The 12,339-nt window shown below is 74.3% G+C and carries 15 protein-coding genes and 1 riboswitch; of the genes, 10 read left to right on the top strand and 5 right to left on the bottom strand.

Going from position 1 to position 12,339, the window contains the following annotated elements:
• Positions 1-74: 74 nt before the first annotated feature.
• Positions 75-353: a DUF4235 domain-containing protein gene (locus AC3ANM_RS10300; RefSeq protein WP_488284324.1), complete on the bottom strand. Its 279-nt coding sequence runs from the start codon at positions 351-353 to the stop codon at positions 75-77.
• 70 nt (positions 354-423) lie between these two features.
• Positions 424-527: riboswitch (TPP riboswitch) on the top strand.
• A 101-nt stretch (positions 528-628) separates the two neighbouring features.
• Here AC3ANM_RS10300 and AC3ANM_RS10295 point away from each other — a divergent pair.
• From AC3ANM_RS10295 to AC3ANM_RS10285, 3 genes are read left to right on the top strand one after another with little or no spacing between them, the layout of a single operon-like run.
• Positions 629-1,285 carry an ECF transporter S component gene (locus AC3ANM_RS10295; RefSeq protein WP_488284323.1) on the top strand — a complete coding sequence of 219 codons (657 nt, stop codon included), beginning with the start codon at positions 629-631 and terminating at the stop codon, positions 1,283-1,285.
• A complete protein-coding gene (locus AC3ANM_RS10290; RefSeq protein WP_488284322.1) occupies positions 1,266-3,626 on the top strand; it encodes an ATP-binding cassette domain-containing protein in 2,361 nt (786 codons plus the stop codon). Before AC3ANM_RS10295 ends, AC3ANM_RS10290 begins: the two co-directional genes overlap by 20 nt.
• A 40-nt stretch (positions 3,627-3,666) precedes the next feature.
• On the top strand, positions 3,667-4,380 hold the full coding sequence (locus AC3ANM_RS10285) for an HAD family hydrolase (protein ID WP_488284321.1): 714 nt from the start codon (positions 3,667-3,669) through the stop codon (positions 4,378-4,380).
• Positions 4,381-4,467: 87 nt separating this feature from the next.
• Here AC3ANM_RS10285 and AC3ANM_RS10280 read toward each other — a convergent pair whose 3' ends face one another.
• Positions 4,468-5,118, bottom strand: coding sequence for a uridine kinase family protein (locus AC3ANM_RS10280; RefSeq protein WP_488284320.1), 651 nt, complete (start codon positions 5,116-5,118; stop codon positions 4,468-4,470).
• A gap of 234 nt (positions 5,119-5,352) precedes the next feature.
• On the opposite strand from AC3ANM_RS10280, the gene dnaK reads away from it, so the two are divergent.
• From dnaK to AC3ANM_RS10250, 6 genes are read left to right on the top strand one after another with little or no spacing between them, the layout of a single operon-like run.
• Positions 5,353-7,257 carry a molecular chaperone DnaK gene (gene dnaK, locus AC3ANM_RS10275; RefSeq protein WP_488284319.1) on the top strand — a complete coding sequence of 635 codons (1,905 nt, stop codon included), beginning with the start codon at positions 5,353-5,355 and terminating at the stop codon, positions 7,255-7,257.
• The gene (gene grpE / locus AC3ANM_RS10270) at positions 7,257-7,877 is read left to right on the top strand and encodes a nucleotide exchange factor GrpE (protein WP_488284318.1); all 621 of its coding nucleotides are present in this window, start codon (positions 7,257-7,259) and stop codon (positions 7,875-7,877) included. The genes dnaK and grpE overlap by 1 nt, the downstream gene beginning before the upstream one ends.
• A 27-nt stretch (positions 7,878-7,904) precedes the next feature.
• Entirely contained in the window at positions 7,905-8,942 is a 1,038-nt protein-coding gene (locus tag AC3ANM_RS10265) for a DnaJ C-terminal domain-containing protein (RefSeq protein ID WP_488284317.1), read from the top strand.
• 16 nt (positions 8,943-8,958) lie between these two features.
• Complete coding sequence (locus AC3ANM_RS10260) at positions 8,959-9,399, top strand: heat shock protein transcriptional repressor HspR (protein WP_488284316.1); 441 nt, start codon at positions 8,959-8,961, stop codon at positions 9,397-9,399.
• Entirely contained in the window at positions 9,396-9,656 is a 261-nt protein-coding gene (locus tag AC3ANM_RS10255; protein WP_488284315.1) for a hypothetical protein, read from the top strand. Before AC3ANM_RS10260 ends, AC3ANM_RS10255 begins: the two co-directional genes overlap by 4 nt.
• A 51-nt stretch (positions 9,657-9,707) precedes the next feature.
• Positions 9,708-10,265, top strand: a complete 558-nt coding sequence (locus AC3ANM_RS10250) for a VanZ family protein (RefSeq protein WP_488284314.1) — start codon at positions 9,708-9,710, stop codon at positions 10,263-10,265.
• Here AC3ANM_RS10250 and AC3ANM_RS10245 read toward each other — a convergent pair.
• Positions 10,235-10,765, bottom strand: coding sequence for an O-acetyl-ADP-ribose deacetylase (locus AC3ANM_RS10245; RefSeq protein ID WP_488284313.1), 531 nt, complete (start codon positions 10,763-10,765; stop codon positions 10,235-10,237). The two genes, AC3ANM_RS10250 and AC3ANM_RS10245, sit on opposite strands and share 31 nt — an antisense overlap.
• A gap of 30 nt (positions 10,766-10,795) precedes the next feature.
• Between AC3ANM_RS10245 and AC3ANM_RS10240 the strand changes: the two genes are divergently transcribed.
• The gene (locus tag AC3ANM_RS10240) at positions 10,796-11,281 is read left to right on the top strand and encodes a DUF3592 domain-containing protein (protein ID WP_488284312.1); all 486 of its coding nucleotides are present in this window, start codon (positions 10,796-10,798) and stop codon (positions 11,279-11,281) included.
• Between the two features lie 9 nt (positions 11,282-11,290).
• On the opposite strand, the gene AC3ANM_RS10235 is transcribed toward AC3ANM_RS10240, so the two are convergent.
• Positions 11,291-11,620: a DMT family transporter gene (locus tag AC3ANM_RS10235; RefSeq protein ID WP_488284311.1), complete on the bottom strand. Its 330-nt coding sequence runs from the start codon at positions 11,618-11,620 to the stop codon at positions 11,291-11,293.
• Between the two features lie 423 nt (positions 11,621-12,043).
• Positions 12,044-12,262 (bottom strand): hypothetical protein, encoded by a 219-nt coding sequence (locus AC3ANM_RS10230; RefSeq protein WP_488284310.1) that lies wholly within the window; start codon positions 12,260-12,262, stop codon positions 12,044-12,046.
• Positions 12,263-12,339: the final 77 nt, after the last annotated feature.

The following is a 12,339-nucleotide window of genomic DNA, read 5'->3' as shown; positions in this document are numbered from 1 at the left end:
GGGTGGTGATCGGCGGGAATAGTCTCAAACCACCGCAACCCCGACAAGGCCGGGTCTCAGACAGTTCGATCGCCTCAACTGACCTCGTTCAGGCCCTTGGGGCGGTGACCAGCGGACTCGGTGTAGTAGCGCGCGGCCTTGCGGACGGCCAGCAACCGGGCGACCCCGATGACCGCACCGGACGCCACGGCCCATCCGACCGCCTCCGGCCACGACACCTCCGGGTCCTCGGGGTTGGCCGGGGGCTCCTTGCCGGTGGCCGTCTTCCAGCCCGCCGTCACGAGCTTCTTGGCCAGCACGCCGGCTCCGACGGCCGCACCCGTGCCCAGGACCTTCCACGCCAGTGCACCCACGCCAAACCTCCGCACCACGAGTCATGTTCCGGACCTCGAGCCTGTCACGTCCGTGGGTGTACCGTCATCTGCAGAACGACAGGGGAGCGCCCTGAGCGCTGAGAGTGCGGTCCGCCGCAGACCCTCGAACCTGCTCCGGTTAGCACCGGCGAAGGGAGTCGGGAATCTCAGGTGCGTGCCCGGCATACCTGCGTGTGGCACGCCACCCGCTGGTATGCCGGACGCGCACCTCCCCGAGGCATCCACTGGATTCCACGGGAGAAGGAACACCTCGCATGACTACTCACCAGTCCCCGGTGGGCGCCGTCGCGCCCGCCCGCACCACCATCCGCCCGTCCGGCCGGCTCATGGCCTGGCGTGGCGTCGACCTGCTGACCGCCGCCATGCTGGCCGTGGCGTTCGGCGTCGTCTTCTGGGGGTTCGACACCTTCGTCTACCCCGTCATCACCACCGCGACCGCCGGCTTCCCGCCGCTGGGTGAGCTCAGCCTCGGCGTGTGGCTCATCCCGGCCGTGGTCGGCGGGCTCGTCGTGCGCCGCCCCGGCGCGGCGCTGTTCACCGAGCTCGTGGCCGCCAACGTCGAGCTCTTCCTCGGCAACAAGTGGGGCGTGGCCGTGCTGCTCTCCGGGGTGCTGCAGGGCCTCGGCGTCGAGCTGGCCCTCGCGCTCTTCCGCTGGCGCCGCTTCGGCCCGGTCGTGGCCGCCCTCGGGGGCGCGTTCGCGGCGGTGCTGGAGATCGTCGGCTACGAGTGGTGGTCCTACGTGCCCGACTACTCCCCGGCGTGGAAGGTGCTCTACCTGGTCTTCGGCGTCGTCTCCGGTGCGGCCATCGCGGGCGTCGTCGGCTGGCTGCTGGTCCGGGCCCTGGCCCGCGCCGGCGCGCTGAACGCCTTCCCGCCCGGTCAGGAAGTCCGTGAGCACCACCTCGTCTGAGCGCCTCGCCGCGCCGGCGGGCACCGGCGCCCTCGTCGAGGTCGACGGGCTGACCTGGCGACCGTTCGGCCGGCGGGAGCCGGTGCTGGCCGACCTGGGCCTGCGGATCGGGCCCGGGGAGCGCGTGCTGCTCGCCGGGCCCAGCGGCGCCGGCAAGTCGACCCTGCTGCGCGCCCTGGCGGGCGTCCTCACGACCACCGAGTCCGGCGACCTGGCCGGGTCGGTGCTCGTGGACGGGGCGCCGCCGACGGACGCCCCGGTGGGCCTGCTCGTGCAGGACCCGGCCGACGCGTTCGTCGCCGAGCGCGTGGGCCGGGACGTGGCCTTCGGCCCGGAGAACCTCGGTATGCCGCGCCCCGCCATCTGGGCCCGGGTCGCCGAGGCGCTGGGCTCGGTGGGGTTCCCCTACGGCGTGGACCACTCCACCCGCGCGCTCTCGGGCGGGCAGGCCCAGCGGCTGGCCCTGGCCGGGGTGCTGGCCCTCGGGCCGCGCCTGGTGCTGCTGGACGAGCCGACCTCGATGCTCGACCCGCAGTCGGCGGCCGTCGTGCGCCGGGCGGTGCTCGACGCGGTCGTCGCGGCCGGGGCGACGCTGGTGCTGGTCGAGCACCACGTCGAGCCCTGGCTCGACCTCGTCGACCGGGTTGTCGTGCTCGACGGCTCGGGTGCGGTCTGCGCCGACGGGCCGGTGCGGGCGACGCTCGAGGGCTCGGCGCAGTCCCTGCTGGCCCACGGGGTGTGGGTGCCCGGTGCCCTGTCGCCCGTGCCGCTGCCGGTCGACCCGGCGCTCTGCGCCCCGGCGGCGTCCCCAGCGGCCTCCCCGGCGTCGGCCGCTCCGGCCGGCCCGGCGCCGCTCGTCGAGGCCTCGGCGGTCACCGTGGTGCGCCGGCCTGCAGCGCGGCTGGGCTCGGGAGGCGCCGGCCCGTCGCCGCAGCCGACCCTCGCGCTCGCCGCGGTCGACGCGGCGGTCCGTCCCGGTGAGGTGGTCGCCGTCACCGGGCCCAGCGGGGCGGGCAAGACCACGCTCACCGGGCTGCTGGCCGGCCTCGAGCCGCCGACGACCGGGCAGGTCTCCGCCGGCGAGGTCCTGCGCGGGCGGCCGGTCGGGACCGACCGACCCACACCCGGCCCGCTGCCGGAGCACCCGGCCGACTGGGCCTCGACCGACCTGGCCGCGCGGGTCGGCTGGGTCCCGCAGCAGGCCGAGCTCGCGGTGGTGGGGCGCACGGTGCGCGACGACGTGCTGGCGACCGCCCGGCGGCTCGGCCACGGCGAGGCCGCGGCAGGCATCCGGGCCGACGGGCTGCTGGCCGCGCTGGGCCTGGACCACCTCGGCGCCGCGGACCCGCACCACCTCTCCGGCGGCGAGATGCGGCGCCTGGCGCTCGCCGGCGCGCTGGCCCACGGCCCGGCCGTGCTCGTCCTCGACGAGCCCACGGTCGGCCAGGACCGGACGACCTGGGCTGCGGTGGCCGGCGTCGTGCTGGCTGCGCAGGAGGCCGGGGTGGGGGTCGTGCTGGCCACCCACGACCCGCACCTCATCGCCCTGGCCGACCGCGAGGTCCGCCTCACCCCGGCCGCCGCTCCCGCCGACAGCCCGCCCGCCGTGTCCGCCGAGTCCGCCGTGCCCGTCAGGTCCGCCGGGCTGGCCGGGCGGTGCGGCCCGCTGTCGGTGCTGCTGGCCTCGGCGGTGCTGATCGTGGGGGCCCCGTTCATCCGGGACCTGCGCACCGCCCTGATCGCGCTCGCCGTCGAGCTGGCGCTGGTCCCGGTCGTGCTCGGCCGGGTCCGGACACCGTTGCGGGCCCTCGCCCCGGGCCTGCTGGCGGTGCTCTCCGTGGGGTTCTCCAACTGGCTGCTCAGCGTCGACCACGACTGGGCCTCGGGCGCGGTCGCCGGCCTGCGCGTCGCCTTCTTCGTGCTCCCCGGGGTGGCCCTGGCGGGGCGGATCGACCCCTCGGCGCTGGGGGACCACCTGGCCCAGCGGCTGCACCTGCCGGGCCGCCCGGTCGTGGCCGCCGTGGCGGCCCTCCAGCGGTTCGAGTCGCTCGGCCAGACCTGGGACCAGCTCGCCCGCACGCACCGCGTCCGCGGCCTCGCGCCGGGCCGGTCGCCGCTGGCCCGGGTGCGCCACGTCGCGTCGCTGACGTTCGCCCTGCTGGTGCAGACGCTGCGCCAGGCCGGGCGGATGTCCGTGGCGATGGAGGCCCGCGGCTTCTCCGGCGGCGGGACCGGTCGGACCTGGGCCGAGGCGGCACCGTGGACCCGGGCCGACACGGCGATGACCGCGCTGGGACTGGCCGTGACCGGCATACCGGTGGTGCTGTCCCTGCTCGGCTGACGGGCCAGGGCTCCCGGCACCGCGCGGCCTCTCCGCGCGCATGGCAGGCTCCGGGGTCGTGCGGGCGGCGATCTTCTTCGACGGTGACCAGACGCTGTGGGACTTCCAGGCGCTGATGCGCCGGACCCTGGCCGCGACCCTGGTGGAGCTGCGCCGCCTGCGCCCCGGCGAGGTGCCCGACGGCCTCGGTGTCGAGGACCTGGTTCGTGACCGTGCCGAGGTGGAGGACCGGCTGCGGGGCACCGTGACCAGCCTCGAGGCGGTGCGGCTGGAGGCCTTCCGGCACACCCTGGCCCGCCTCGGGCTCGATGACGACGGGCTGGCCGGGCACCTGAACGCCTACTACCTCGAGCGACGGTTCGCCGGCGTGGACCTCTACGACGACGTCGTCTCGGCGCTGGCCGCGCTCGGGCGCCACCACCACGTCGGTCTGCTCTCCAACGGCAACAGCTACCCCGACCGGGTCGGTCTCGACGGCCTGTTCGCGACCGTGGTGTTCTCCCAGGACCACGGCGTCGCCAAGCCCGACCGGCGGCTCTTCGACATCGCCGCGGCGCAGGTGCCCGCCGGAGTGGAGCGACTCATCATGGTCGGGGACTCCCTGGTCAACGACGTCAGCGGGGCGCAACGGGCCGGCTGGCTCGGGATCTGGCTGAACCGCGAGGGGGCGCCGTGCCCGCCAGACCACCGGCCCGACGTCGAGGTCCGGACGCTGGCCGCGCTGCCCGGCGTGGTGACCGCCCTGCTCGGCTGATCCCGGGCGCATCCACCCGCCCGCCGACGTCCGCGCCCTGCGCCGGGAGCTGGCGCAGCGGCCGTATGCGCGGCTCCGGCCGCTCGCTCAGTCGGCCGGGACCGGGTCGGCGACGAGGGTGTGGTGCGGCGGGAGGTCCGGCGGCGGGGTGCCGTTGACGACCAGTTGCACGCGCCGCCACGGCTGCGCATCGGCCAGGAACGGCTCCTCGCTCTCCATCCAGCCGTCCCAGAAGGTGACCGCCTCCTCGGGGGAGCGGCCGAGCTGCACGTCGCGCTCGATGCCCCGGGCACGGGCCAGCGCGCGGTCGGACTGCACCCACACCGCCAGGTCTGCCAGCGGCGCGAGGTCGGCCCGGGCCGAGCCGACCCCCTCCACGACGAGGGGCAGGCCGGCGGCGACGTCGACCGAGCCGTCCCGCCCGTGGCGCTCCCACGCCGGTGGGCGGAAGCGGACCACCTCGCCGCGGCGCCACGGGTCGAGCACCCCGTCCAGCAGCAGCCCGGCCCAGTCGAAGCTGTCGTGACGCCACGCGAGGTCGTCGGTGTGGACGACGGCCGCGCCCAGGAGCCGTGAGGCGCGCCCGGCGAAGGTCGTCTTGCCGCCGCCGGAGCGGCCGTCGACGAGGACGAGCGCCGGGCGGCCCTCCGGGAGCGTGGCCGCCAGCTGCGCGGCCAGGCGCTCGTCGTCGACGGTGCGCCACGGCCCGGCCGGCGGCTCCTCGGGGTGCAGGTCCATGGCCGGCAGTCTGCCCGCGACCCGCCACCCGCGCAGGAGGACATCCGCCCCCAGCGTGGGGAACATCTGCCGCAAGCACAAAGTTGAGTCTGGTGAGCGCAAGTTTGCGGAGCCTGAGTTTGACAAGACCGGGCGCAACCTCGCAGATTGAGCGTCAGGCACTCAACCGTCATACCGGCGGGTCCCGCGCCCTGCGTGCAGGACCTCCAGGACCTCAGGAAGAGGAGAACCACCATGGCTCGTGCGGTCGGCATCGACCTCGGCACCACCAACTCCGCTGTCGCCGTCCTCGAGGGCGGTGAGCCCACGATCATCGCGAACGCCGAGGGCGGCCGGACCACCCCGAGCGTCGTGGCCTTCGCCAAGAACGGCGAGGTGCTCGTCGGCGAGATCGCCAAGCGCCAGGCGGTCACCAACGTCGACCGGACCATCCGCTCGGTCAAGCGCCACATCGGCACCGACTGGAAGTCCGCCGACATCGACGGCAAGCAGTACACCGCGCAGGAGATCAGCGCCCGCGTGCTGCAGAAGCTCAAGCGCGACTCCGAGTCCTACCTCGGCGAGCCCGTCACCGACGCGGTCATCACGGTCCCGGCGTACTTCGACGACGCCCAGCGCCAGGCCACCAAGGAGGCCGGCGAGATCGCGGGCCTGAACGTCCTGCGCATCATCAACGAGCCGACCGCGGCCGCGCTGGCCTACGGCCTCGACAAGGGCAAGGAGGACGAGCTCATCCTCGTCTTCGACCTCGGTGGCGGCACCTTCGACGTGTCCCTCCTGGAGGTCGGCAAGGACCCCGAGGACGGCTTCTCCACCATCCAGGTCCGTGCGACCAACGGTGACAACCACCTCGGTGGTGACGACTGGGACGAGCGCATCGTCAAGCACCTGCTGACCACGGTGAAGAACAACACCGGCGTCGACCTGGCCAACGACCGCATCGCCATGCAGCGCCTGCGCGACGCCGCCGAGCAGGCCAAGAAGGAGCTGTCCTCCTCGAGCAGCACCAACATCAGCCTGCAGTACCTCTCGATGACCGAGAACGGCCCGATCCACCTCGACGAGACGCTGACCCGCGCCCAGTTCGAGAAGCTGACCGCGGACCTGCTCGAGCGGACCAAGGCGCCGTTCCACCAGGTCATCAAGGACGCCGGCATCAAGGTCAGCGAGATCGACCACGTCGTCCTCGTCGGTGGCTCCACCCGCATGCCGGCCGTCTCCCAGGTCGTCACCGAGCTCACCGGCGGCAAGCAGCCCAACAAGGGCGTCAACCCCGACGAGGTCGTCGCCGTCGGCGCCAGCCTCCAGGCCGGTGTCCTCAAGGGCGAGCGCAAGGACGTCCTGCTCATCGACGTCACCCCGCTGTCCCTGGGCATCGAGACCAAGGGCGGCCTGATGACCAAGCTCATCGAGCGCAACACGGCCATCCCGACCAAGCGCTCCGAGGTCTTCAGCACCGCCGACGACAACCAGCCGAGCGTGCTGATCCAGGTCTTCCAGGGTGAGCGCGAGATCGCCCAGCACAACAAGCCGCTGGGCACCTTCGAGCTGACCGGCATCGCCCCCGCCCCGCGCGGCGTGCCGCAGATCGAGGTCACCTTCGACATCGACGCCAACGGCATCGTGCACGTCTCCGCCAAGGACCGTGGCACCGGCAAGGAGCAGTCGATGACGATCTCCGGCGGCAGCGCGCTGCCCAAGGAGGAGATCGAGCGCATGGTCAAGGACGCCGAGGCGCACGCCGCCGAGGACCACAAGCGGCGCGAGGAGGCCGAGGCCCGCAACACCGCGGAGCAGCTGGTCTACTCCACCGAGAAGTTCCTGGCCGACAGCGGCGACAAGATCCCGGCCGACGGCCGTGGCGACGTCGACGCGGCGCTGACCGACCTCAAGGACGCTCTCAAGGACGGCTCCGGCGCGACCCCGGAGGACATCTCCGCCAAGACCGCGAAGCTGTCCGAGGAGTCCCAGAAGCTGGGCACGGCGATGTATGCCGCGGCGCAGGCCGACGGGGAGGGCGCCGGTTCCGCCGGGGCCGGCGAGGGTGCCGGGGCCGACGGCCAGCACGCCCACGCCGGTGCCGACGAGGACGTCATCGACGCCGAGGTCGTGGACGACGAGTCCGAGAGCAAGAAGTGATGTCGGAGCACGACAGCACCACGTCCGCGGGGCCGGAGCAGTCCGGCCCCGCGGGCGGGGGCTCCACCCCGCCCGCCACGCCCGCAGCCCCCGATGCTGCCGACGCTGCCGACCTGACGGCCGAGGCGGCCACCGAGCCCGCCGGCTCGGAGGCACCGCCGGTCGAGGAGGCCGAGGAGACCGTGCACCCCGACACGACGCTGGCCGCCGAGCGGCTGCTGGACCTGCAGCGCCTGCAGGCCGAGTACGTCAACTACAAGCGGCGCGTCGACCGCGACCGCGACGTGGTCCGTGAGCAGGCCGTCGCCTCGGTGATCGAGGCGTTGCTGCCGGTGCTCGACGACATCCACCTCGCGCGTCAGCACGGCGACCTGGAGGGCGGCCCGTTCGCGGCCATCGCCGACAAGCTCGAGGCGACGCTGACCCGGTTCGGCGTGGAGCGCTTCGGCGAGCCCGGCGAGGCGTTCGACCCGAACCTGCACGAGGCCCTGATGCACACCCAGGCCGAGCTCGCGCCCGGCACGGAGGTCACCACGGTCGTCCAGGTGCTCCAGCCCGGGTACCGTTCCGGCGACCGGGTCGTGCGCGCCGCGCGCGTGGCCGTCGCCGACCCGCAGTAAGACACACCGACGAAGGGAGGGACGCCGATGGCAAGCCAGGACTGGTTCGAGAAGGACTTCTACGCGATCCTCGGCGTCCCTGCCGACGCCGACGCGGGGGCCATCAAGAAGGCCTACCGCAAGCTCGCGCGCACCCTGCACCCCGACCAGAACCCCGGGGACGAGGCCGCCGAGAAGCGCTTCAAGGAGATCGGCGAGGCCTACGCCGTGCTCTCCGACCCCGAGGAGCGCAAGCAGTACGACGCCATCCGCTCGATGAGCCACGGCGGTGCCCGGTTCACCGCCGGGGGCGCCGGCGGCCAGGGCGCGGGCTTCGAGGACCTCTTCGGCAACCTCTTCGGTGGTGGCGGCGGCAACGTGCGCTTCAGCACCGGCGGGGCCCGCGGCGGGGCCCAGCCCGACCTCGAGGACATCCTCGGCGGCATGTTCGGCGGCGGCGCGGGCGCCGGGGGCGGTGGCTTCCGCGGCCAGCCCGGCTTCGGCTCCCGCTTCGGTGCGCCGTCCGGCCCGCGCCCCGGGGCCGACGTGACGGCCCGCACGACGCTCAGCTTCCGCCAGGCCGTCGAGGGCGACACGATCACCCTGCACACCGGCGACGGCGGCCGGATCACCACCCGCATCCCGCCGGGGGTCAAGGACGGCCAGCAGATCCGGCTGCGCGGCAAGGGCAGCCCGGGGGACCAGGGCGCGCCCAGCGGCGACCTGCTGCTGACGGTGCACGTCCACCCGCACCCGGTCTTCGGCCGAGACGGCGACAACCTCACCGTCGACCTGCCGGTCACCTTCGCCGAGGCCGCCCTCGGCGCGACGGTCCAGGTGCCCACCCTCTCCGGGGAGCAGGTCAAGGTCCGTATCGCGCCCGGCACCCCGAGCGGGCGGGTCCTGCGGGTCAAGGGCCGCGGGGTCAAGCGCAAGGACCACCACGGCGACCTGCTCGCGAAGGTGAGCGTCGTCGTGCCCCAGAAGCTGTCGGAGAAGGCGCACGCCGCCGTGGAGGCGCTGCGCGAGGAGGAGTCCGGCCACGACCCGCGCGCGGAGCTGTTCGACCGCGCCCGCCGGGACTGACGCCATGGTCGCGGGCATGGGCGGGTTCGCCCCCGACGACGAGGCCCCGGTCTTCGTCATCTCCGTCGCGGCCCAGCTCGCCGGGATGCACGCCCAGACCCTGCGGCAGTACGACCGGCTCGGCATCGTCTCCCCGTCGCGCACCCGCGGTGGCGGGCGGCGCTACTCCGCCCGCGACATCGCCGTGCTGCGCGAGGTGCAGCGGCTCTCCCAGGAGGAGGGCGTCAGCCTCGCCGGCATCCAGCGGATCCTCGAGCTGGAGAACCAGGTGGAGGCGCTGCGCGCGCGGGTCGGCGAGCTGACCGGCGAGCTCGAGGCGCTGCGCGACGCCATGGGCGCGGGCGGGCGGGTCTTCGCGGTCGGCCCGGCCGGTGAGGTCGTGGCGGTCCGGGCCGGGCAGCGGCCCACCCGCAGCACCGCCTCGCGGGCCCTGGTCGTGTGGCGGCCGGGGCGGTGAGCGAGCACCTGCTGGTCCTGCCCGACCGCGAGCTGGCCGAGGAGCTCGCCGACGACCTGGCGCTGGAGGGCTTCGCCGAGGTGCGGGTCGTGCGCGAGGCGCTGGCCGGCGAGGACGACGCCGAGGACCACGACTGGGCGGTCTACGTCCGGGACGCTGCGGACGCCGAACCCGGCGCGACCGCCCTCCGGCTGAAGGCCCTGGCCGCAGCCCACGACGGCTGGTACGACCCCGACCCGTTCGGGCACGGCGCCTGACCCGCGCGAGACGATGCCGCCCGATTTGTCCGGGTCGCTTACGATCCGCGGGTGCACATCCTCGGCTACCGCGTCCCTGCCCTCCTCCCGCCGGGCATGCTGGTCGCCCTGCTGCTCGCCCTCGTGGTCTTCCTCGTCGTCCGGCACCGCGGCCACTCCTCGCGGGCGTGGCTGTCGGCGGTCCTCACCGCGTGGACCGGGATGGTCCTCCTGGCCACCCTCGCCCCGCAGCGCCTCGGGCCGATCCAGATCGAGCGGCACGGTCAGCGGGTCTGTGCCGTGCTGCCGCACCTGAGCCCCTGGGGCGCGCTCCAGGACGACCAGCGGCTGCTCAACGTGCTGCTGTTCATCCCGTTGGGCGCGCTCGTGTTCGTCTTCCACCGCCGCGCCGCCCTCCGCGTGGCGCTGATGGTGGCGGTGCTGCCGATCGTCATCGAGACCGTGCAGTACGCCTTCCGCTCCCTCAACCGGGCCTGCGACGGCACCGACGTCGTGGACAACTGGATGGGCATGGCGATCGGGCTGGCCATCGGCCTGGTCGTGGCGGTGCCGGTGTGGGCCGTGCGCAAGCTCCGCCGTCAGGCCAGGGCGCGGGTGAACGCGGCGTAGGTCCGCGCGCCGAACAGCACGAACCGCACGAGCTCGAGCTCGTCGTGGTGGGCCGCGCCGCGGACCGCCGCGACCGCGATACGGGCGACCTCCTCGGCGTCCCAGCCGTAGATTCCTGCGCTGACCGCGGGGAAGGCCACCGAGGTGGCGCGCACCCGGGCCGCCTCCGCGAGCGAGGCGGTGAAGCAGGACGCCAGCAGCGCCGGATCGGTCTGTCCCGCATGGCGGTTCGGCCCGACCGTGTGGATCACCCACCGCGCCGGCAGGTCTCCGGCCGGGGTCGCGACCGCGGCACCCACCGGGAGGCCTTCGGGGTATGCCGTGCGGCGCACCTCCCGGCACGCCGCGAGCAGCGCGGGGCCCGCCGCGGCGTGGATGGCGCCGTCGACCCCGCCACCGCCGAGCAGGGAGCTGTTGGCGGCGTTGACGATCGCGTCGAGGGGCTGGGTGGTGATGTCGCCCTCGACCGCCTCGATGGTTACGCTCGCTCGCCGACTCACCACACGCACGCTAGCCCGGGGGGACCAACCATGCACGCGCTCGCAGCCGAGGTCGCCAGGGGTCCGGTGGCGGCGCAGTCGCACGAGGCCGACCCCCACCTCGTCGGGGGCTGCCTGCTCGCCTTCGGGCTGCTGTTCGCCGCGCTCGGGCTCTTCATCGTCACCAGGACGGTGGTCCAGCGGCTGCGCTGGGTCCCGGTCAGCGGCCGGATCGTCGGCCTCGAGGCCAGCAGGGTGGGGGACCTGCCGCGGGTGGAGTACGTCGACGGGGAGGGGGTGCGCCGGCACTTCACCAGCCGCTTCGCCTCCAACAACGACGCGGCCCTGCACGTGGGCACCGACGTCGACCTCCTGGTGAACCCCCAGGACCCCACCGAGGGGATGATCAGCTCCGGGCGGCTGGCGGGGCAGCGGGTGGCCCTGGTCGTCGGTGGGCTCTTCGTGGTGATCGGGCTGTTCTTCGCCGGCCTCGGCCTGGTGTTCCTCAACGTTGCGCCCGAGCCGCAGGGCTGGTGATCGCGGCCCTCAGGCGCGGCTGACCCCGCCGCCGAGCTGCATCACCACGACGCCGATGACGATGAGGGCGACACCGACGATGGTGACCGGCCGGACCGGCTCGTCGAAGAGCACGACGCCACCGACGAAGGCGCCGATCGTGCCGAGCGCCGACCAGATCGCGTAGACGGGGCCGACGTTGAGCGAGGTGAGCGCCTTGGCCATCAGCCCGAAGGACAGCAGGTAGCCCACGACGACGATGACCGAGGGGACCAGGCGGGTGAACCCCTCGGAGCCGCGCAGCGCGAGCGTCGCGCAGACCTCGAAGGCGATGGCGAGGCCGACCATGACGTAGGGCACGTCCTCGATGGTGACAGGTGACCGGCCGCGTCTCGTCCGGCGGCTCGACTTACCGCTCGGTAACCGATGTGGGTATGGTCGCGGGTCGGTACGGGTCATCGGGAGCCAGCGCCGGGGGCTGCTTCCGGGCGCGGACCCACCTGATGGTGCCCCCCACGACGAGGAGACCCCGATGCTGCCCCCGCCGACCCGCAAGGTCTGGGCGATCAGCCTGAGCGTGGCCTCGGCCGCCGGACTGGCGCTGGGGGCGGTGTGGGCCCAGCTGGAGGCGTCGGCCGACCCGGGCCCGGCCGGCCGGTCGGCGCCGTCGTCGACGCGTCACATCCAGCCCGCCGTCGCCCCGGTGGGCACCCCGGACGTCACCCCGACCGACGCCGGGCAGGCCACTGCGGCCGCCGGGGTCGGCCCTGCCGACGGGACGAGTCAGGCCGGTCCCGCTGCCACGCCCACGCCGGCAGCCACGCGGACCTCCGCAGGACCGGCCCCGACCCGGGCCTCGACGCCCACGCACCCCCCGTCGCCGTCGCCCACGAGCAGCGCGAGCCCGACCTCCTCCGCGTCGCCGACGACGAGCGCCAGCCCCACCACCTCCCCGGACCCGAGCCCGTCCACCACGACGACCAGCCCGTCCTCCTCGTCCACCAGCACCAGCTGGCCCCGGCCGATCGGCTCCTGACGCCGGGACGCCCGGAACCACCCGCGAACTGAAGTTGAGCGGA

Source organism: Oryzihumus sp. JJN4-3R, from assembly GCF_057747915.1.
The sequence above is the reverse complement of the archived record's forward strand: the minus strand, read 5'-3'. Positions and strand labels throughout refer to the sequence as shown.

Coding starts and splice junctions, on each gene's coding strand:
- AC3ANM_RS10280 (WP_488284320.1), bottom strand. CDS start 5,118: ATGGACCTGCACCCCGAGGAGCCGCCGGCCGGGCCGTGGCGCACCGTC.
- grpE (WP_488284318.1), top strand. CDS start 7,257: ATGTCGGAGCACGACAGCACCACGTCCGCGGGGCCGGAGCAGTCCGGC.
- AC3ANM_RS10285 (WP_488284321.1), top strand. CDS start 3,667: ATGGCAGGCTCCGGGGTCGTGCGGGCGGCGATCTTCTTCGACGGTGAC.
- dnaK (WP_488284319.1), top strand. CDS start 5,353: ATGGCTCGTGCGGTCGGCATCGACCTCGGCACCACCAACTCCGCTGTC.
- AC3ANM_RS10295 (WP_488284323.1), top strand. CDS start 629: ATGACTACTCACCAGTCCCCGGTGGGCGCCGTCGCGCCCGCCCGCACC.
- AC3ANM_RS10240 (WP_488284312.1), top strand. CDS start 10,796: ATGCACGCGCTCGCAGCCGAGGTCGCCAGGGGTCCGGTGGCGGCGCAG.
- AC3ANM_RS10265 (WP_488284317.1), top strand. CDS start 7,905: ATGGCAAGCCAGGACTGGTTCGAGAAGGACTTCTACGCGATCCTCGGC.
- AC3ANM_RS10260 (WP_488284316.1), top strand. CDS start 8,959: ATGGGCGGGTTCGCCCCCGACGACGAGGCCCCGGTCTTCGTCATCTCC.